This is a genomic window from Hydrogenophaga bisanensis (assembly GCF_042665135.1).
Lineage (GTDB): Bacteria > Pseudomonadota > Gammaproteobacteria > Burkholderiales > Burkholderiaceae_C > Hydrogenophaga > Hydrogenophaga bisanensis.
Map to the genome: position 1 here is coordinate 53,594 of NZ_JBHTBX010000008.1, position 17,572 is coordinate 71,165.

Below are 17,572 nucleotides of genomic sequence, written 5' to 3' on the forward strand. Positions count from 1 at the left end.
GGGTCAGGCCGCGGCGGTCGCGCGCGCGGCGGTGGGGGATACGGGGGTCGACGGTGCGGTGGCAGCGCCCAGGTAGGCCTCGCGCACCACGGTGGAGCGTGCGAGCAGCTTCGCCGGCCCGCTGGCCACCAGTGCGCCGCGTTCGAGCACGTAGCCACGGTCGGCCACTGCCAGGGCTTTCTTGACGTTTTGCTCGACCATGAGCACGGTGGTGCCGCTGTCGGCGATCCGGCGGGCAATGCCGAGCAGTTCATCGACCATGCGGGGCGCCAGACCCAGTGAAGGCTCGTCCAGCATCAGCAGGCGGGGCGCGCTCATCATGGCGCGCGCCACGGCCACCATCTGCTGCTCGCCACCGCTCATGGTGCCGGCCAGCTGCTGGGCGCGGTCGCGCAGTTTGGGAAAGTCGACAAACGCCTGCTCCAGCCGGCGCGCGCGCTCGGCCTTGGGACACAGCCAGCCGCCCAGTTCCAGGTTCTCCAGCACCGTCATCTGCGGAAACAGCTGACGGCCTTCGGCCACCAGGGCCACACCGGCCTTGACGATGCGGTCGGTTTTCTCGGGCAGGTCCTCGCCATCGAGCGTGACCACGCCCTGGCGGCGGATCAGGCCGTTGAGCGCCTTGAGCAGTGTGGTCTTGCCCGCACCGTTGGGGCCCAGCACCACGGTCAGACCAGGCCTGACCTCCAGACTCAGGTCACGCAGCACCAGGAAGGCGCCGTAGCCGGCGCTCAGGTCCTGCACCTTCAGGTGCGCCTGCGGCGTGCCACCCAGCACAAACGGGGTATCGCGGTACCACATCATGCGGTGGCCTCCTCGCTCATTTCGTCGCCCAGATAGGCCTCGATCACCTCGGGGTTGCGCACCACGGCGGCCGGGGTGTCGTCGGCAATCTTGCGTCCCTGGTGCAGCACGATCACCCGCTCCACATGCCTCAGCAGCGTGGTCACCGCGTGCTCGATCCAGACCACGGTCAGGTCCAGCTCATCGCGCAGACGGCGGATCAGCTGGGCCATGGCCTCCACCTCGGCCTCGGTCAGGCCGGCAGCCACCTCATCGAGCAGCAGCAGGCGTGGGCGCGTGGCCAGCGCCATGCCGATTTCCAGCAGACGCTGCTGCGAAGGCGTGATGGCGGCGGCCGGCAGGTCGGCCTGATCCGACAGACCGATCAGCGCCAGAATGCTCTCGGGCGACCGCAGCGCCCAGGGCACGGCCGCCTCTTCGCCCCACCACCAGAAGCGCTTCGGCCGGCGGCCGGCGAACTTCAGGCCGAACGCAATGTTCTCGCGCACCGGCATGTCGCCGAAGACACGCGGCGTCTGGAAGGTGCGTGCCAACCCGCGCGCAGCAAAGCGGTGCGGGGCCTGGCCGCTCAGGTCACGGCCTTCGAGCAGCAGTTGCCCGCTGGTCGGCCGGATCACGCCCGAAATGGCGTTGAAGAAGGTGGTCTTGCCCGCGCCGTTGGGGCCGATGATGCCGACCAGTTCACCCGGCATGAAGACGGCATCCGCGTGGTCCACCGCGGTCAGGCCACCGAAGCGCACCGTGACTTCACGGGCATCGAGCAAGGGCTTCACGTGAGCGTCAGAAGACATTCGCACGCTCCCGTTGCTTCTTCTGCGCAGCCTTTCGGCGCGCTGTCTCACCACCGAGATCCTCCCGCAGTTCGCGCCACCATTGCCGGCTGGCCTGTCCCCAGTCCCGGAAGGTCTGCCCGCGCAGCGAGGCCAGCCCGCCCGGCAGGTACAACACCGACAGGATGAGCAGCACCCCCAGCGACATCATGTACAGCTGCGGCACCTGCAGGCGCAGTGTCTCGGCCAGCACACTGAAGACGATCGCGGCGATCAGCGGGCCCCACAGGGTCATGGCACCACCAATCAATGCAATCAGCACGGTCTGAAAGCCGATGAAGGGATTGAAGACGGTGTGGGGATCGATGTAGGTCCATCGCACCGACATGGCTGCTCCCACCGCACCGGCCACCGCGGCGGTGAGTGCAAATCCTGCGACCTTGACCACGCGGGTGTTCACCCCCAGGGTCTGTGCGCGCTGTTCATCGGCCCCAATGCCCGCCATGGCCAACCCAAAGCGCGTGCGTCGCACCACGATGGACAGACCGACCGCCAGAACCGCCACCACCAGCACGGTGAGATAGACCGTCTGGTCATCGGGCACGACGACCAGCACGCGCCCGACCGTGCCGGTCACGCTCTTCTCGAAATAGCTGATGGCATGGCGGATCAGCTCGGTCATGCCAAAGGTGAGCACCGCAAAATAGGTGCCACGCAGGTGCAGCACCGCGGCCCCCATGACCACCGCCACCACCGCGGCCACCAGTGCCCCCAGGGCAACGACGGACGCCCAGGGCAGGCTCTCCAGCAGCAGCGCACTGGTGTAGGCACCGATGCCGAAGAATGCCGAGGTCGCCAGCGACAGGTAACGCGTCGTGCCGCAGAACATCGACCAACTGGACGACAGCGCGACATACATCAGGCAGGTCAATGCCATCGACACCACGAATTCGCTGGCCAGGCCAGGGATGGCCAGCGCCCAGCCGGCAAAGGCGAGCAGGACCAGCCCGTCACGGGTGAACAATTGCCGGGGCGTCATGCTTTTCGGGTCTTTCGCGCGAACAGGCCTTCAGGGCGCAGCAGCAGCACGCCGATGAAGACGACGTAGCTCAGCAGGGCCTTGAGCGAGGGGTTGGTGAAATGCATGCCAATGGCCTCGATGACACCCAGCAGCAGACCGCCCGCCAATGCCCCACCCATGCTGCCGAAGCCACCCAGGGTGATGACGATCAGCGCCGTGACCGTGTAAGGCTCTCCCATCGAGGGGCTGATCGTGTAGGCCATGGACAGCAGGCAACCGGCCACACCCGACAGACCCAGGCCAATGCCGAACATCAGCGGATGCAGGCGCCGTGTGTCAATGCCCACCAGCTGCGCCCCTGTGGATGACTGCATCAGCGCCCGCACCGCCTTGCCCAGCAAGGTCATGCGCAGCAGTGCAATCAGGGCACCAGCAAACGCCAGCGCCAACGCGAACACCAGCAGCTTGTTGGCCGCAAACTGGGCCTGTCCGCCCGGCAGCGGCACCACCACGGGATCGGTCAGGTAGTCGTAGCCGCGCAGATCACCGCCCCAGGTGTAGGAGATCAGGTTCTGCACCAGGAACATCAGCCCGAAGGCGACCATCAGGCCCCGGGCCTCGAACACATCGAGATTGGGTGAGGTCGCGGTCAGGCGACGGAAGCACAGCCAGTGCACCGCCAGGCCCAGCACCATCAGCAAGGCAAACGACACCGGAATCATGAGCAGGGGCGTGAGCCCGAACTGGGTCTGCACCATCCAGGTCAGAAAGGCACCGACCATCAGGAACTCGCCGTGCGCAATGTTGAGAATGCGCATCAGGCCGTACTGGAGGTTCAGTCCCAGGGCGACCAGTGCGTAGATCCCTCCGGTGATCAGACCGGAGGCGATCAGTTCAAGCCAGGCGGGAAATGACATGCGACCCCGGTGTCACTTCCAGGCTGGCTTGGCAGGATTGAGGCTGGCCGTGGCCACCTGTTTCGGCCACACCACCTCGAACTCGCCGTTCTGCCACTGGCCCACCGTCCCGGGCGTGCCCACGTTTTCGCTGCCCTCGAAGCGGATGTCGCCCAGGATGGTCTTGTGGGTGCGACCGGCCACATGGTCGCGGATGGCCTTGCGGTCCAGGCCGACCTGCTTGACCGCGGCCGTCAGGATTTCCAGCCCGGCCCAGCAGGCGCCACTGGCCCAGCGGTCCGGCTCTTTCTTCTGGCTGGCCACGTGCGCATCGAAATAGGCCTTCGCGCCGGCACTGGTCTTGGTGTTCCACGAGCCCATGCCCAGCACACCCTCGGCACCGGCAGGAGTCATCACGTTCTTGTAGAGCGGGAAGGCTGTGCCGACCGAGGCGTAGAAGAACTTCGGATTGAAGCCCACCTCCTTGGCCTGCTTGCTGGCCAGGATGGTGTCGGGCGGATAGGTGAAGCCGACAAAGGCATCCGGACTCTTGTCCTTCATCGAGCGCAGCACCGGAGACAGGTCCTTGACGCCCCCAGGGTAGCTCTTGTCCTCCACCAGGCTGATGCCCGTCCCCTGCAGCGCCACCTTGAACGCGGCAAAGTTCTCCAGACCGAACAGATCGTCCACATAGATCAGGGCCACGGTCTTCACGCCGTTGGCCTTGAGCATGTCGACCAGCGCATTGCACATGCGCCGGGGCTGCTGCAGGAGCGAGAAGAAGTACGGCAGCTTCATGTCGATCAGCTTCTGCGACAGTGCCGTCGGTGCCAGGAAGGGATAACCCAGGCGGTTGGCCAGCGGGGCGACCGCGAAGTTGGCGTTGCTGCCCCAGGGCGGCAGGATCAGGTCCACCTTGTCGCTGGCCATCAGCTTCTGGTAGGTGCGGACACAGGTTTCCACATCGCTGCGATCATCGGAGCTGATGAGCTCGATGGGGCGCTTCACACCCTTGACATCCAGACCGCCGGCGGCATTCTGCTGCTCGGCCCACAGCAGGTAGTTGGGTTCCTGGCTCGTCTGCGCACCACCGGTCCAGGGACCGGTGCGGGCCATCGCGTAGCCAATGCGGACCGGCCCGGACTGGGCCAGCAGGTGGGGAGCAAAGGACAGGGTGCCGACGGCAGCGGCGGCGCCCTGGATGATGACGCGGCGAGTGGGTTGGGCCATGGTGTGTCTCCTCTGGGGGTGGTTGCAACCAGGCCCTGATGCTAGGGACCGAAGACGCCATCGACTTTGCTGAGACTGCACAAACCGCTTGTCCAAACGTGCACAGCGATACGGGATAACCCTCGTCCATGGCGTCGCCGGGGACTCCGCATCGCTTCCATAATTTCTGACCACCCGAGGAGCCCGCCATGCCCGACGCCACCACCCTGACCACCGACGCGGCGCCCGCCAGCGAGCGTGCGGCGCTCTGGCGTGACTGGATGTCCAGCCTGTTTTTCGGCCTTGAGTCCGACCTGTATGGCGACACCGAGTTCGAAGGGCATGTGCAGACCGCCCGCGCCGGCGATGTGGTGCTGACCCGGCTGGAAGCCAACCGCCACCGGGTGATCCGTCGGCCACAATCTGCCCGCCAGAGCGAGGCCAGCTACCTCAAGATCGTCGCCCCCTGGCAAGGCGTGGCGGCCGTCGAACAACGTGGACGCCAGGCCTGGGTCCGCCCGGGGGGTTGGGCCATCTACGACACCACCGGGAGCTACGAGGTGGGCAATCCCGAGCGCGCCGAGCATCTGATCGTGATGTTGCCCAAGGAACAGCTGACCGAACGCGGACTGCGCCTGGACCCGCTGATGGGTCGCCATGTCGGTGGCAGCTGCGGCATCTCGCGGGTGGCGCTGGACACGATGCGCAGCACCTTCCGGGAACTGCCCAGCATGACCAGTGACGCGGCTCAGGGGGCCGGCAATCTGATCCTGGAACTGGTGCGCCTGTCGCTGCAGGAACTGGCTGGCCGCGAATCCTCAGCCACGCAGCTCGAAGCCTTCCGGGACCGCGTGCGCGCCCACATCGGACAGCACCTCCAGGATCCGGCGCTGTCCATCGAAGGCATCGCGCAGGCGCTCAACTGCAGCAAGCGCCACCTCTACAACGCCTTCAGCGACGAGGACGACACGCCAGCCCACTACATCCTGCGCCGGCGCCTGCAGGCCTGCATGCGCGATCTTCGCAACCCGGCCATGGACCACCGGTCGATCACCGACATCGCCTTTTCCTGGGGGTTCAACAGCGGGGCCCATTTCAGCCGCGTGTTCCGCGAACATGCGGGTCTGTCGCCGAGCGACTTCCGGCTGGCTGCTCAAAGGCGAGAGCAGGAGCGCTGCCGCGCCTAGGGGTGTTCAGCGCACCACGCAGGCGCGGGTCACCCGCATCGCCATCTGCTGCAAAGCCAGCCAGGGATCAGCGGGCCAGCCCTCGGCCTTGAGCCCCTTGACGATGCCATCGACGGTGTGCGCGTCGTCCAGCCACTTGCCCAGCGTGGCCGATGACAGCAGGGGCAGAATCCGCTCCATCAGGCGCTCCTTGACGCCCCAGACCCGGCTTTCGCGCAGCGCCACCGGCAAGGGCCGTCCGGCATCCAGCGACAGCCGAACCCGATGCAGGGTACGGATGTCCTCGGCCAGGGCCCAGTGCACCAGCACCGGCGCCTCGCCTTCGGCCTGAAGCCCGTCGAGCATGCGCTGCACACGCAGCAGCTGACCCGCCAGCACGGCCTCGGCCAGCTTGAAGGGCGTGTAGCGGGCCACATTGAGGACCGCGCTCTCCACCTGATCGAACGACAGCTCGCCGGCCGGGAACAGCAGGCCCAGCTTCTGGATCTCCTGGTGCGCCGCCAGCAGGTTGCCCTCGACCCGGTCGGCAAAGAACTGCAGCGTCCGCTGCCCGGCCTCGCCGGCCGCGACATGTTGCCCCTGCAACTGCAGGCGCTGGGCAATCCAGGCGGGCAAGGCCTGACGCTCGACCGGATCAATCTTGAGCGTGACCCCATTGGCCTCCAGGGCACCGAACCAGGCCCCCTTGAGCGTCATGCCATCGAGCCGGGGAAGGACCACCAGGGTCAGCACCGAATCACTGCCCTGCGCCGCCTCAGCCATCTGCTGGAGCGCCTGAGACCCGTCCTTGCCGGGCTTGCCCGAGGGGATGCGCACCTCGATCAGCTGCCGGTCGGCAAACAGGCTGAGCGATCCGCCACTGGCCAGCACCTCGCTCCAGTCGAAGTGCGCGCCAGCCACCGTGTGCACAGTGCGCTCGGTATACCCTTGGGCGCGTGCGACCGACCGGATGGCGTCACAGGTCTCCTGCACGAGCAGCGGCTCGTCGCCATGCACGGTGTACAGGCTGCGCAGCCCGCGCTGCAGGTGCGCCGTCAGCTGCGTCGCCGCCAGCTGCATCAGACCGACTTGACCGATGCCAGGCGGCGCATGACCTGTTGCACCACGTCGCCCTGCATGTCGTTGAATATGGCTTGCTCTTCGGCCACCTTGGCCAGTACTGCCTCCTCCGAGAAGGAGAGGTCTCGCTCGATCAGGATCTCATCCTCCTCCAGCAAGACACGACCGGACGGCGTGGTCAGGTTGAAACGGAAACGATAACGCAGCTCAAGCTCGCGCACCTGCCCATTGGCCAGCTTGCCCACGACCACCCGCTCGCGGCGATCGATCAGCACGTTCAGCACCACCTGCGGCGCAGCCGTGTCTCCGGCAGGCCGCGCTGCGGTCACGATCTGAAGACCGGTGGATCCCAGTTCGCGCTGCAGCGAACGCGCAACCCCACCCATGGCTCCGCTGACGCGCAGAGAAGTAAATGCAAATTTGGGCGCCTGTCGCAGGGCGAAGCCGCAGCCCCCCAAGCTGACGGCTCCAGCGCCCAGTGCCACGGTGGCCCCCAGACGCAGCAGCTGACGTCGACCGGGGGAAGAAACGCGCGTAGAAGCCATGAATATCGCCTGAGGGTTGGACACTGAACGGCTTTTTATACCACCACGTTCACGAGGCGTCCCGGTACCACGACGACCTTCTTGGGCGCCGCGCCGTTGGCGGCCTTCTGGAAGGCCTCGCTGGCCAGGGCGGCGGCCTCGATGGCGGCCTTGTCGGCTCCGGCCGGCACGGTCACGCTGCCGCGCAGCTTGCCATTGACCTGCAGCACCAGCTCGATCTCATCGCGCTGCAGCGCGGCCTCGTCGGCTCGGGGCCAAGGCGCATCGAGAAGGTCGCCAACGGTGGCGGCATAGCCGAGCTCGCTCCACAGCGTGTGGGTGATGTGCGGCGTGGCCGGGTAGAGACAGCGCAGGAGTATGCCGAAGCCTTCCGCCAGCGCCGCGTTGTCACCGCTGGATCCATCGGCCTTGAAGTCTTCCAGCGCGTTGAGCATCTTCATCGCGCCCGAGACCACCGTGTTGTACTGCATGCGCTGGTAGTCGTAATCCACCTGCTTGAGCACGGTGTGAATCTCCAGACGCAGAGCCTTGGCCGCCTTGGACAGGCTCTGCCCCGACACGCCAGCCGCAAGCGCACCCAGGCCACCCACGGCACTGAGCTTGTGACCGAAGCCCCAGACACGGCGCAGGAAGCGGTAGCTGCCCTCCACCGCCGCGTCGTTCCATTCCAGCGTGGCCTCGGGCGGGGCGGTGAACATGGTGTACAGGCGCGCGGTGTCGGCGCCGTACTTCTCGATCAGGTCCTGCGGATCGACGCCGTTGTTCTTGGACTTGGACATGGTGCCCACGCCCTCATAGTCGATGGCCGTGCCCACCGGCAGATCGCCAACCGCGTTTTTCAGCTTCGCGCCGACGATCTTGCCGCCCTCGTCCAGCACATGCTCCACGTCGTGCGGCCAGAAATACTCCTTGCCGCCCTTCTCGGTGCGGCGCGAGTAGATGTGGTTGAGCACCATGCCCTGCGTCAGCAGCTTGGTGAAGGGCTCGTCCACTTTTACCAGGCCCAAGTCGCGCATGACCTTGGTCCAGAAGCGCGCGTACAGCAGGTGCAGGATGGCGTGCTCGATGCCGCCGATGTACTGGTCCATCGGCATCCAGTAGTCCGCGCCGCCCGCGACCATGGCGTCCGGGTTGGTCGGGTCGCAATAGCGCATGAAGTACCAGGACGAGTCCACGAAGGTGTCCATGGTATCGGTCTCGCGACGCGCGGGCTTGCCGCAGCAGGGGCAGTCGACCTTCAGGAAGGCCTCGCACTTGTTCAGCGGGTTCCCACTGCCGTCCGGCACCAGATCCTCGGGCAGGCGCACCGGCAGGTCCTTCTCGGGCACCGGCACCGGGCCGCAAGACTCGCAATGGATGATGGGGATCGGCGTACCCCAGTAGCGCTGGCGGCTGATGCCCCAGTCGCGCAGGCGGAAGGTGGTCTTTTTCTCGCCCAAGCCCTTCTCGGCCAACAGCGACGCGACCTTGTCCACAGCCGCCTTGTACGGCAAACCGTCAAGCACGCCGGAGTTGACGCACACGCACTTGAGCTTGTCGCCGTACCAGTCGGCCCAGGCGTCGGTCGAGAAGGTTTCGCCCTCGACAGAGACCACCTGTTTGATCGGCAGCTGGTACTTCAGCGCGAACGCGAAGTCGCGCTCGTCGTGTGCCGGCACACCCATCACGGCGCCGTCACCGTAGCTCATGAGCACGTAGTTGCCGACCCAGACCTCGACCTGCGCGCCGGTCAGCGGGTGGGTGACGAACAGGCCAGTGGCCATGCCCAGTTTTTCCTGCGTCGCCAGCTCGGCCTCGGTCGTGCCGCCTTTCTTGCACTCTTCGATGAAGGCGGCCAGCTTGGCATTGGTCGCGGCCGCGTGCTGGGCCAACGGGTGTTCGGGCGCCACGGTGCAGAAGGTCACGCCCATGATGGTGTCGGCACGCGTGGTGAACACGTACATGCGGCCGTCGCCGATCAGCGTGCCATCCGAGCCTTTGATGTCATGCGTGAAGGCAAAGCGCACACCCTCGCTCTTGCCGATCCAGTTCTCCTGCATCAGGCGGACCTTGTCGGGCCAGCCGTTGAGTGTGGCCTTGTCGTTGCCGATCTGCACATGGTTGAGCAGTTCATCGGCGTAAGCCGTGATGTTCAGGTAATAGCCCGGGATCTCACGCTTTTCCACCAGCGCGCCGGTGCGCCAGCCACGGCCGTCGATCACCTGCTCGTTGGCCAGCACGGTCTGGTCCACCGGGTCCCAGTTGACGATCTGGGTCTTGCGGTAGGCGATGCCCTTGTCCAGCATCTTCAGGAACAGCCACTGGTTCCACTTGTAATAGTCCGGCGAGCAGGTGGCGACCTCGCGCGACCAGTCGATGGCCAGCCCCATCGCCTGCATCTGCTGCTTCATGTAGGCAATGTTGTCGTAAGTCCATTTCGCCGGCGGCACGCCGTTCTTGAGCGCCGCGTTCTCGGCCGGCAGACCGAAGGCGTCCCAGCCCATGGGCATCAGCACGTTGTGGCCGTTCATGCGCAGGTAGCGCGTGAGCATGTCGTTGATCGTGTAGTTGCGCACATGGCCCATGTGCAGCTTGCCGCTGGGGTAGGGCAGCATGGAGCAGGCGTAGAACTTCTTCTTGCCCGCGTCTTCGGTCACGCGGTAGGCATCGGTGGCGTTCCAGTGGGCGTGCGCGGCGCGCTCGACATCCTGGTGGGCGTATTTGTCTTGCATGGTGCAACAGGCCAGCGGCCTCGCGAATGGGAGAGGACGGGTAGGGGCAGAAAAGCTGCGAGCCACCGTCCCGCAAGAGACGGTGGCTCGAAAGCCGATTCTCTGTGATTTTAGGGCCTGTGGCGCTTAGGCACGGTCAGGGCTGCACTGATTCAGGACTCAGCCCAACCAACCATCAGAAATACTTGATGTCGTTGACGACGCGACTGCCCTGCAGGACGTACTTGGCGGAATAGGTCAACCCATTGGGCTGCAGGTAGACCTGAACATTCTCGGATGCTGCGTTGGAGTAGTTAGACCAATCCAGCACCAGGTAGTCTGTGCTGTTGGAAGTCACACGGTACCGAGCCTGGGGCTGTTGACCAACGATGGCAATCACCTGTTCCTGGTTCATGCCGGGCCCAATGCGGTCATAAGCAGCACGCAGGTTGAATACACCCTGTGCCTCCCCCCCCGAACCATCGTCGTTGGCGTCGTCGCTGCCGCAGCCGGCCAATGCCAAACCGACCAGACCGGCCAAGACCACACGGGCCACGGTCCGGCGTCCCACCGGATGGAATCCCTGCTTCATTCACATGCTCCTTGTATGCTGGTGATGCTCACCCCAATGACATCGGGCTGCACCACCGTGAGCCCGCTCATATCAAACTTTTATAGCACAGCCCTCTGCCCACCGCCATGGATCGGTGCACAAGTGTTGCGGCGCAGCCGCGCTGTCCCGACACGAGGTCGGGACAGAAACCTCAACGGCCCCCCTCTGGCGCTGCAGAACGGGCCGAGGGATCGGTGACGAATCCCATCCTGGCCAGTCCGGCTTGCTGCGCGATGGCCATGAGCTGCATCACCCGGCCATGGGGTACCCGCTGGTCGGCCCGCAGCCGCACTTCGGTACGGCGGTCGACCTGCGCCGCCTGGGTCATGCGCTGGCTCAGCTGTTCATCACTGAGCGGCTGGTCATCCCAGTAGGCTTGCCCTTGGGCATCAAGGGCCACGGTGACGTAGGCCTCATCCTCAACCGTGTCCGAGCGCACAGGCGTGGCGACCTCAGGGAGCTCCATTTCCAGGCGGCTGGCCATGAGCGGTGCGGAAATGATGAAGATGACCAGAAGAACGAGCATCACGTCGACCAGCGGCGTGACGTTGATGTCGCTGATGGGCTGATGGCCCGCCGGTTTGTCCAGACGTCCGAAGGCCATGGGACGGCTCAGAGGTCGCCTTGCTGGTGCACCAGCAACTCGCGCAGGTCGCGTGCAAAGCCTTCGAGCTCAGCCTCGATCCGGCCGATCTGACGCCCCAGCACGTTGTAGGCCAGCACCGCGGGAATGGCCACAGCCAGGCCGGCGGCCGTCATCACCAGGGCCTCACCCACGGGGCCGGACACCTGCTCGATGCGAAAACGCCCGTCAGCCCCGATCTCCGTCAGGGCGTGGTAAATGCCCCAGACCGTCCCCAGCAGCCCCACGAAGGGTGCGGTGGAGCCGACGGTGGCCAGCAACACCTGACCGAACTGCAACCGGTGAAGAATGCGGTGCAACGCATCCCGCAGCACCCGGGTCAGCTGCTGGGACCGGTCACCCGCAGCCGCCAGGGTGCCCGCCCCCACCTGGGCGAGCGACTGCGCCGCGGCCAGCAGCGGCGACACCAGACGTATCGGATCGCGGCCGGCCAGCGACTGCCGTGCAGCTTCAAGATCGGAGGCATCCCAGAACACCTTGACCGCGCGCTCCAAGCCACGGGTCGCGCGTCGCAGCAACCACCCCTTCCAGAGAATCACGACCCAGCTGGCCACAGACATGCCCAGCAACAGCAAGGCGACACCCCGGCTGACCAGGTCACCCTCCTGCCAGATGGTCTGCCAGACGCCATTCATGCCCAGACTCCCCCGTTGGCAGGGCGCAGGTCAGCGCAAGCCCAGCACATCGAACATGTCATAGAGACCCGACGACCGTCCGGCCAGGAAGCGCACGGCCCGCAGGCTGCCCTGCGCATACGTGGCCCGGCTGGACGATTTGTGCGAAATCTCGATCCTCTCGCCCGTGCCGGCAAACAGCACCGTGTGGTCCCCCACGATGTCACCGCCCCGGATGGTGGCAAACCCGATGGAGGAAGGATCGCGTTCGCCCGTCACACCCTCGCGGGCGTACACTGCGCAATCCTTCAGGTCCCGACCGAGCGCCTCGGCGATGACCTCGCCCATCTTGAGGGCGGTGCCGCTGGGGGCGTCCACCTTGTGACGGTGATGGGCCTCGATGATTTCGATGTCGTACCCGGTGGACAGGGCCTTGGCCGCCATCTGCAAAAGCTTGAGGGTGACATTGACCCCCACGCTCATGTTGGGCGCCATCATGACGGGCACCTGCTTCGCCGCTTCGGCGATCTCGGCCTTCTGCTCCTGCGAAAATCCAGTGGTGCCGATCACCAGCCCGACGCCATGCGCGGCGCATGCGCGCAGGTGGGCCATGGTGCCCTCCGGACGGGTGAAGTCGATCAGAACGTCGCTGGCGGCGAGGCCTTGGGCCAGGTCATCGGTGATGGCAATCCCGGTGAGCTTGCCGGCAAACGCGCCGGCATCCTGCCCGACGGCTGGGCTGCCCGGTACGTCCAGCGCGCCCGACAGCACACAATCGTCGCTGGCCAGGACCGCTTCGATGAGCATGCGGCCCATGCGGCCACTGGCACCGGCAATGCACACGCGGTGCGGCTTCTGGGACGGGGCATTCATCGACTGACTCCGGGGGATTCCAGGGGGGGGTAGCTGGTGGAAGGGGCTGCCGGTGCGGGCGCCGAGGATGCCGGCGAGGCGGCATTGCGCTCGGCGAAGTTCTTGAGCTGCTCGGGTGTGGCCTCCAGGGCTGGCGCCTTGCCCGGGCGACGCCTGACGTCCAACGAAGCGACGAACTCGGTCTCGGACGGGAGCGGGTCGGCATCGACCTTCTCCAGCACGTCATCCTTGAAGAACACCGTCAGCCGGCGCCGCTGCGGCTCCTGGCCCTGACGGGAAAACGTGAAGACATAGTCCCATCGGTTGGCGTGGAAGACACTGGCCACCAGCGGGGTCCCCAGGATGTCCCGGACCTGGGCCCGCGCCATGCCCGGCTTGAGCACCTCGGCCTGTTCGCGGGTGACCACGTTGCCCTGCACGATGTCGATCTTGTAGGGTGTGATGATGGTCGCGGACACATCGGGCAGGCGCTCCCGCACAGAAGAGCAGGCGCCCAGTGCGACGGTGACCAGGATCAGGGCCAGGCGGCCTGCAAGGCGTCCCGGTGTGTGCCCGCCGGTACGGTGGATCGGAAGATTCGGCATGCGTCGGACCAGTTGGGCACACGCTGAAGGCCCCACCGGCAGGTGGTCGATGGCACAGGCAGCGTGCGCTGGCGATATGATCCGGCCATTGTAGCCTTGGGGTGCCCAAAGCCGCTCGGCTCAGGACACGCTCCGCCACCGCCCACTTCCGATCCTGCCATGTCCAACATCGAAGAACTCAAGAGCACCGGCCTGAAGGCCACGCTGCCGCGGCTGAAGATCCTGGAAGTCTTCCAGAACGCGAAGCAGCGGCACATGACGGCAGAGGACGTGTACCGCACCTTGCTCGATGAACGTTCGGACATCGGTCTGGCCACGGTGTACCGCGTGCTGATGCAATTCGAACAGGCGGGGCTGCTGACGCGCAGCAACTTCGAATCCGGGAAGGCAGTCTATGAGCTGAATCAGGGGCAGCACCATGACCACCTGGTGTGCCTCGACTGCGGTCGGGTGGAGGAGTTTTTCGATCCGGAGATCGAGAAGCGCCAGCAGCAGGTGGCCAAGTCCAGGGGGTTCGTGCTTCAAGAGCACGCGTTGTCGCTCTACGCCAGCTGCAGCAAGACCAATTGCCCGCATCGCGGCACCAGCGGGCCGCGCTGAGCATCCGGAACCTGAGGCCGATCGACCGGCCGCTGCGTCACTCGCCGCGGGACATGGCGGCGCGGTGGCGCGCCACGAACTCCTGGTAGGTGTCGATGCCGCGCATCTGCAGGATGGTGTTGCGCACCGCCGCCTCCACCAGCACGGCGATGTTGCGACCGGCCACCACCTGGATCACCGCCTTGCGGACAGGGACCCCCAGCACATCCTGGTAAAGGGGCTCATGGGGCATGCGCTCGTAGTCGCGCTCCATGGTTTCCTTGCGCACCAGATGCACGATCAGTTGCAGGCGCATCTTCCGGCGCACGGCGGTCTCACCGAAGATGGCCTTGATGTCCAGCAGACCGATGCCCCGCACCTCCAGCAGGTTCTGCAACAACTCGGGGCAGCGGCCCTCGATGCTGGTCTGGTTGATGCGGTAGAGGTCGACCGCGTCATCGGCCACCAGGCCATGGCCGCGGGAGATCAGCTCCAGCCCCAGTTCGCTCTTGCCCAGCCCGGACTCACCGGTGATCAGCACCCCCATGCCCAGGATGTCCATGAAGACTCCGTGCATGGTGGCGCGGTCGGCAAAGTGGCGCGAAAGGTAGGCCCGCAGCACATCGATCACGAAGGCCGCCGGCTCGGGCGAGGCAAACATCGGGATCTGGGCCCGCTCGCACATGGCCCGCACCGCCTCGGGCACCGGCTGGCCATCGCCCACCACCAGCACCGGCGGCTCCAGCGTCACGATGCGCGCGACCCGGCGGCGGTTGTCGTCCTCGCTGTCACTGCTGAGGTAGCGCACCTCGCGCTCGCCCAGCACCTGCACGCGGTAGGGGTGGATGTAGTTCAGGTAACCCACCAGATCGGCGCCGGATCGCGCCTGGCGGACTGCCACTTCGTCAAAGCGCCGCTCCGATGCACCCAGACCGGCCACCCATTGCCACTTCAGGGCATCGCGGTGATCTTCGAAGAGAACGTCGGCGCTGACGACGGTGGGCTTCATGCCGCGGCGTGAGCCGACTGCCAGCCGGCAATCAGTCCGTGCAGCACGGAAGCGTCGGTGGAGGTCTTGAGCTGTTCACGCAGCGCGCTGTCGCTGAGCAGTTCGGCAATTTCCGACAGGATCTCGAGATGCTTCTGCGTGGCCGCCTCAGGCACCAGCAGGAAGATCATCAGTTGCACCGGCAATTCATCGGGCGCGTCGAATCCGATGGGGCTGGCGAGCTGGAACACGGCGGCCAGCGGCTGCTTGAGCCCCTTGATGCGGCCGTGCGGAATGGCCACCCCGTGGCCAAGACCGGTGGAGCCCAGGCGCTCGCGGGCAAACAGGCTGTCGGTGATCAGGGCCCGGTTCAGACCGTGAAGGGTTTCGAACAGCAGACCTGCTTCTTCGAACGCGCGTTTCTTGCTCGTGGCGTCAACGCAAACCTGCACCTGTGCGGGTGGCAATATGGCGGAAAGTCGGTTCATGTGGGCCTCTCGGACCGCAAATTATGCCCAGTTGACTGTTCTTGACTAGACGTCGGGCACAAAAAAGCCGCTTGACTTTTCAAGCGGCTTGTTGCATCGCAACATGTTGTCACAGGCGGTCAGCGATCGCCTGTGACATCGGTCACATCATGCGCTTGGCCGAGTCGTGATGGTGGTCCTGCGCCTTGTCCTTGTAGCGCAGCACCTGACGGTCCAGCTTGTCGGCCAGTTCATCCACGGCGGCATACAGATCGGCGTGCGCACTCTCTGCGAACAGGTCCTTGCCCTTGACGTGGATGTTGCATTCGGCACGCTGGCGTTGGTCTTTCTCCTTGAGGTTGTCCACGGTCAGCAGGACCTTGATATCGACGACCTGGTCAAAATGACGGGAAATGCGCTCGAGCTTGGAAGTGACGTAGCCGCGCAGCGCGGGGGTGACTTCGAGATGGTGACCGCTGATCGTCAGGTTCATAAAAGAGCCTCCTTATGCTCCGGGTTGACACACACCGCCGGGTCGGATTGAGGGCCCACCCGACGGTCACGGGTAGCCGTGAATCCACTATGCCCGCGAACGCGGGAAGGCGCAAGCTTGCAGCGCAACAAAGCGAAAGAAGGTGTACCTGGGTATTCGTCTGAGAACCCGGAACCGGTGCTCAGGGACGATGAGGCGAGGCCTGCACAGCGCCGTGCATCACCAGCCGGCGCGCCATGACAATGGTCAGCAGGCTCGCCGCAGCGCCAATGAGGCCAGCCACCCAGTAGTGGGTCACCTGCCCGAGCGCGTTGCGGCCGATGATCCAGCCCGCCAGCAGCGAGGCCAAACCCATGCCGGCCGACTGCACGGCCGCATTGAGTGCCATGAAGGTGCCGCGCTGCGCCGGATCGGCTGCCGAGGTCAGGATGGCCATGCCCGGGATCATCCGGCCACTCATGCACACGAACAGCAGGGTTGACACCAGCAAGGCCGCCCACAGCGGGGAGGCGGGCAGCAAGGTGGTCGCCAGCAATGGAACGACCACGGCCGCCGCCATCCAGGAGAACACGCGGACCTTGCCCAGCCGGTCGGTCAGACGACCAAACAGACGCGCCGTCAGCAGCGTGGCACAGCCGCCGCACAGGTAGAGGTAGGGAATCTGCTCGGTGCTGAGGCCGACATTGGCCTGCATGTAGATGGTGATGAAGGGGATCACCATGAAACCGGCGAACATCAGCGTGGCCGAAAACGCAAAGGCGCGCTGATGGTTGCGTTGGGCCAGTACCCGCCCGATGCCCCGCCAGACCGAGGGCCGGTGGCCGGCCCTGAGGTGATGCGACAGCGCGGGCATGGTCAGTGCCGCCGCCAGGGCCAGCAGGCCACTGAGCAGGGCAATGCCGATGAAGGGCGCCTGCCAGTTCAGGTGAGCGGCGAGGAACAGGCCGATGGGGACACCCGCCACTGTCGAGAAGGAGAACGAGGACATGACGATGCCCATGGCGCGCCCGCGTCGCTCGAAGGGCACCACATCGGCCACGATGGTCTGCGACAGCGCCGAGAGCACGCCACCGAACAGACCGGCGGCGATGCGGGCCGCCATCAGGAAACCGTAGCCGGGCCCCAGACCGCAGGCCAGCGTGGCCAGCGCGAACAGGGTGTAGAGCACGAGCAGCAGGTGCTTGCGGTCAAAGCGGTCCACGTAGGTGGCGGCGGCCAGGCCCGACACCCCTGCCGACAGGGTGTACGCCGACACCAGGAGGCCGAACTGGGCGTCGCTGATGCCGAACAGCCGGGTGAACTGCGGCCCCAGCGGCATCATGATCATGAAGTCGAGGATGTGGGTGAACTGGATGCCGGCAATGGTCAGCAGCAGGGCCAGCTCGCGCCGCGGCGGAAGTGTGTGGTGTGTCATGCGAATGCGTGGCGCCAGGGCGCCAGACGGCCACGGCAGTGCCATAATTCGACCACATTCTGCAATCCGGAGTTCCGATATGGAAAGCACGCCCCCCAGTTGCGTGCTTTCAGTCGCTCCCGG

At 65.6% G+C, this 17,572-nt stretch carries 19 protein-coding genes; 2 read left to right on the forward strand and 17 right to left on the reverse strand.

Translation table 11 applies throughout. The features are described from left to right. Positions 1-3 precede the first annotated feature (3 nt). Genes ACFQNJ_RS12860 through ACFQNJ_RS12880 form a run of 5 tightly spaced genes read right to left on the reverse strand, consistent with a single transcriptional unit; the run spans position 4 to position 4,721 of the window. Positions 4-804: an ABC transporter ATP-binding protein gene (locus ACFQNJ_RS12860; RefSeq protein ID WP_382258018.1), complete on the reverse strand. Its 801-nt coding sequence runs from the start codon at positions 802-804 to the stop codon at positions 4-6. Then, positions 801-1,595, reverse strand: a complete 795-nt coding sequence (locus tag ACFQNJ_RS12865; RefSeq protein WP_382258021.1) for an ABC transporter ATP-binding protein — start codon at positions 1,593-1,595, stop codon at positions 801-803. Before ACFQNJ_RS12865 ends, ACFQNJ_RS12860 begins: the two co-directional genes overlap by 4 nt. Continuing rightward, complete coding sequence (locus ACFQNJ_RS12870) at positions 1,585-2,613, reverse strand: branched-chain amino acid ABC transporter permease (protein ID WP_382258024.1); 1,029 nt, start codon at positions 2,611-2,613, stop codon at positions 1,585-1,587. The genes ACFQNJ_RS12865 and ACFQNJ_RS12870 overlap by 11 nt, the downstream gene beginning before the upstream one ends. After that, positions 2,610-3,512: a branched-chain amino acid ABC transporter permease gene (locus ACFQNJ_RS12875; protein ID WP_382258027.1), complete on the reverse strand. Its 903-nt coding sequence runs from the start codon at positions 3,510-3,512 to the stop codon at positions 2,610-2,612. Before ACFQNJ_RS12875 ends, ACFQNJ_RS12870 begins: the two co-directional genes overlap by 4 nt. A 12-nt stretch (positions 3,513-3,524) precedes the next feature. Then, the gene (locus tag ACFQNJ_RS12880) at positions 3,525-4,721 is read right to left on the reverse strand and encodes an amino acid ABC transporter substrate-binding protein (RefSeq protein WP_382258029.1); all 1,197 of its coding nucleotides are present in this window, start codon (positions 4,719-4,721) and stop codon (positions 3,525-3,527) included. A gap of 188 nt (positions 4,722-4,909) precedes the next feature. On the opposite strand from ACFQNJ_RS12880, the gene ACFQNJ_RS12885 reads away from it, so the two are divergent. Beyond that, on the forward strand, positions 4,910-5,887 hold the full coding sequence (locus tag ACFQNJ_RS12885) for an AraC-like ligand-binding domain-containing protein (protein ID WP_382258032.1): 978 nt from the start codon (positions 4,910-4,912) through the stop codon (positions 5,885-5,887). A 6-nt stretch (positions 5,888-5,893) separates the two neighbouring features. Here the strand turns inward: ACFQNJ_RS12885 and holA are convergent, their stop codons facing one another. The 8 genes from holA to ACFQNJ_RS12925 all read right to left on the reverse strand — a co-directional run bounded on the left by holA (position 5,894) and on the right by ACFQNJ_RS12925 (position 13,508). After that, on the reverse strand, positions 5,894-6,946 hold the full coding sequence (holA, locus tag ACFQNJ_RS12890) for a DNA polymerase III subunit delta (RefSeq protein WP_374639740.1): 1,053 nt from the start codon (positions 6,944-6,946) through the stop codon (positions 5,894-5,896). Further along, positions 6,946-7,491, reverse strand: coding sequence for an LPS-assembly lipoprotein LptE (locus ACFQNJ_RS12895; RefSeq protein WP_382258035.1), 546 nt, complete (start codon positions 7,489-7,491; stop codon positions 6,946-6,948). The genes holA and ACFQNJ_RS12895 overlap by 1 nt, the downstream gene beginning before the upstream one ends. Positions 7,492-7,526: 35 nt before the next feature. Then, positions 7,527-10,202 (reverse strand): leucine--tRNA ligase, encoded by a 2,676-nt coding sequence (gene leuS / locus ACFQNJ_RS12900; protein WP_382258038.1) that lies wholly within the window; start codon positions 10,200-10,202, stop codon positions 7,527-7,529. A gap of 175 nt (positions 10,203-10,377) precedes the next feature. Beyond that, positions 10,378-10,773 carry a hypothetical protein gene (locus tag ACFQNJ_RS12905; RefSeq protein ID WP_382258041.1) on the reverse strand — a complete coding sequence of 132 codons (396 nt, stop codon included), beginning with the start codon at positions 10,771-10,773 and terminating at the stop codon, positions 10,378-10,380. Between the two features lie 172 nt (positions 10,774-10,945). Next, on the reverse strand, positions 10,946-11,398 hold the full coding sequence (locus ACFQNJ_RS12910) for an ExbD/TolR family protein (RefSeq protein WP_382258044.1): 453 nt from the start codon (positions 11,396-11,398) through the stop codon (positions 10,946-10,948). A gap of 8 nt (positions 11,399-11,406) precedes the next feature. Further along, complete coding sequence (locus tag ACFQNJ_RS12915; RefSeq protein WP_382258047.1) at positions 11,407-12,072, reverse strand: MotA/TolQ/ExbB proton channel family protein; 666 nt, start codon at positions 12,070-12,072, stop codon at positions 11,407-11,409. A 30-nt stretch (positions 12,073-12,102) separates the two neighbouring features. Continuing rightward, entirely contained in the window at positions 12,103-12,924 is an 822-nt protein-coding gene (gene dapB, locus ACFQNJ_RS12920) for a 4-hydroxy-tetrahydrodipicolinate reductase (RefSeq protein ID WP_382258050.1), read from the reverse strand. Next, a complete protein-coding gene (locus ACFQNJ_RS12925) occupies positions 12,921-13,508 on the reverse strand; it encodes an outer membrane protein assembly factor BamE (protein ID WP_382258053.1) in 588 nt (195 codons plus the stop codon). Before ACFQNJ_RS12925 ends, dapB begins: the two co-directional genes overlap by 4 nt. 159 nt (positions 13,509-13,667) lie before the next feature. Here ACFQNJ_RS12925 and fur point away from each other — a divergent pair, with 159 nt between their 5' ends. Next, the gene (fur, locus tag ACFQNJ_RS12930) at positions 13,668-14,108 is read left to right on the forward strand and encodes a ferric iron uptake transcriptional regulator (protein WP_374639731.1); all 441 of its coding nucleotides are present in this window, start codon (positions 13,668-13,670) and stop codon (positions 14,106-14,108) included. Between the two features lie 37 nt (positions 14,109-14,145). Here fur and hprK read toward each other — a convergent pair whose 3' ends face one another. From hprK to ACFQNJ_RS12950, 4 genes are all read right to left on the reverse strand, one after another. Beyond that, the gene (gene hprK, locus ACFQNJ_RS12935; protein WP_374639730.1) at positions 14,146-15,096 is read right to left on the reverse strand and encodes an HPr(Ser) kinase/phosphatase; all 951 of its coding nucleotides are present in this window, start codon (positions 15,094-15,096) and stop codon (positions 14,146-14,148) included. After that, the gene (locus ACFQNJ_RS12940) at positions 15,093-15,563 is read right to left on the reverse strand and encodes a PTS sugar transporter subunit IIA (protein ID WP_374639729.1); all 471 of its coding nucleotides are present in this window, start codon (positions 15,561-15,563) and stop codon (positions 15,093-15,095) included. The genes hprK and ACFQNJ_RS12940 overlap by 4 nt, the downstream gene beginning before the upstream one ends. A gap of 142 nt (positions 15,564-15,705) precedes the next feature. Beyond that, a complete protein-coding gene (gene hpf, locus ACFQNJ_RS12945) occupies positions 15,706-16,035 on the reverse strand; it encodes a ribosome hibernation-promoting factor, HPF/YfiA family (protein ID WP_374639728.1) in 330 nt (109 codons plus the stop codon). Between the two features lie 181 nt (positions 16,036-16,216). Beyond that, on the reverse strand, positions 16,217-17,449 hold the full coding sequence (locus ACFQNJ_RS12950) for an MFS transporter (protein WP_382258058.1): 1,233 nt from the start codon (positions 17,447-17,449) through the stop codon (positions 16,217-16,219). Positions 17,450-17,572 lie beyond the last annotated feature (123 nt).

Bases quoted from the DNA above. Each gene is read 5' to 3' on its own strand.
- ACFQNJ_RS12940 (WP_374639729.1), bottom strand. From the start codon at position 15,563: ATGAACCGACTTTCCGCCATATTGCCACCCGCACAGGTGCAGGTTTGC.
- hprK (WP_374639730.1), bottom strand. From the start codon at position 15,096: ATGAAGCCCACCGTCGTCAGCGCCGACGTTCTCTTCGAAGATCACCGC.
- ACFQNJ_RS12895 (WP_382258035.1), bottom strand. From the start codon at position 7,491: ATGGCTTCTACGCGCGTTTCTTCCCCCGGTCGACGTCAGCTGCTGCGT.
- leuS (WP_382258038.1), bottom strand. From the start codon at position 10,202: ATGCAAGACAAATACGCCCACCAGGATGTCGAGCGCGCCGCGCACGCC.
- ACFQNJ_RS12880 (WP_382258029.1), bottom strand. From the start codon at position 4,721: ATGGCCCAACCCACTCGCCGCGTCATCATCCAGGGCGCCGCCGCTGCC.
- ACFQNJ_RS12860 (WP_382258018.1), bottom strand. From the start codon at position 804: ATGATGTGGTACCGCGATACCCCGTTTGTGCTGGGTGGCACGCCGCAG.
- ACFQNJ_RS12870 (WP_382258024.1), bottom strand. From the start codon at position 2,613: ATGACGCCCCGGCAATTGTTCACCCGTGACGGGCTGGTCCTGCTCGCC.
- ACFQNJ_RS12950 (WP_382258058.1), bottom strand. From the start codon at position 17,449: ATGACACACCACACACTTCCGCCGCGGCGCGAGCTGGCCCTGCTGCTG.
- ACFQNJ_RS12905 (WP_382258041.1), bottom strand. From the start codon at position 10,773: ATGAAGCAGGGATTCCATCCGGTGGGACGCCGGACCGTGGCCCGTGTG.
- ACFQNJ_RS12865 (WP_382258021.1), bottom strand. From the start codon at position 1,595: ATGTCTTCTGACGCTCACGTGAAGCCCTTGCTCGATGCCCGTGAAGTC.
- ACFQNJ_RS12915 (WP_382258047.1), bottom strand. From the start codon at position 12,072: ATGAATGGCGTCTGGCAGACCATCTGGCAGGAGGGTGACCTGGTCAGC.
- holA (WP_374639740.1), bottom strand. From the start codon at position 6,946: ATGCAGCTGGCGGCGACGCAGCTGACGGCGCACCTGCAGCGCGGGCTG.
- dapB (WP_382258050.1), bottom strand. From the start codon at position 12,924: ATGAATGCCCCGTCCCAGAAGCCGCACCGCGTGTGCATTGCCGGTGCC.
- ACFQNJ_RS12925 (WP_382258053.1), bottom strand. From the start codon at position 13,508: ATGCCGAATCTTCCGATCCACCGTACCGGCGGGCACACACCGGGACGC.
- ACFQNJ_RS12910 (WP_382258044.1), bottom strand. From the start codon at position 11,398: ATGGCCTTCGGACGTCTGGACAAACCGGCGGGCCATCAGCCCATCAGC.
- fur (WP_374639731.1), top strand. From the start codon at position 13,668: ATGTCCAACATCGAAGAACTCAAGAGCACCGGCCTGAAGGCCACGCTG.
- hpf (WP_374639728.1), bottom strand. From the start codon at position 16,035: ATGAACCTGACGATCAGCGGTCACCATCTCGAAGTCACCCCCGCGCTG.
- ACFQNJ_RS12875 (WP_382258027.1), bottom strand. From the start codon at position 3,512: ATGTCATTTCCCGCCTGGCTTGAACTGATCGCCTCCGGTCTGATCACC.
- ACFQNJ_RS12885 (WP_382258032.1), top strand. From the start codon at position 4,910: ATGCCCGACGCCACCACCCTGACCACCGACGCGGCGCCCGCCAGCGAG.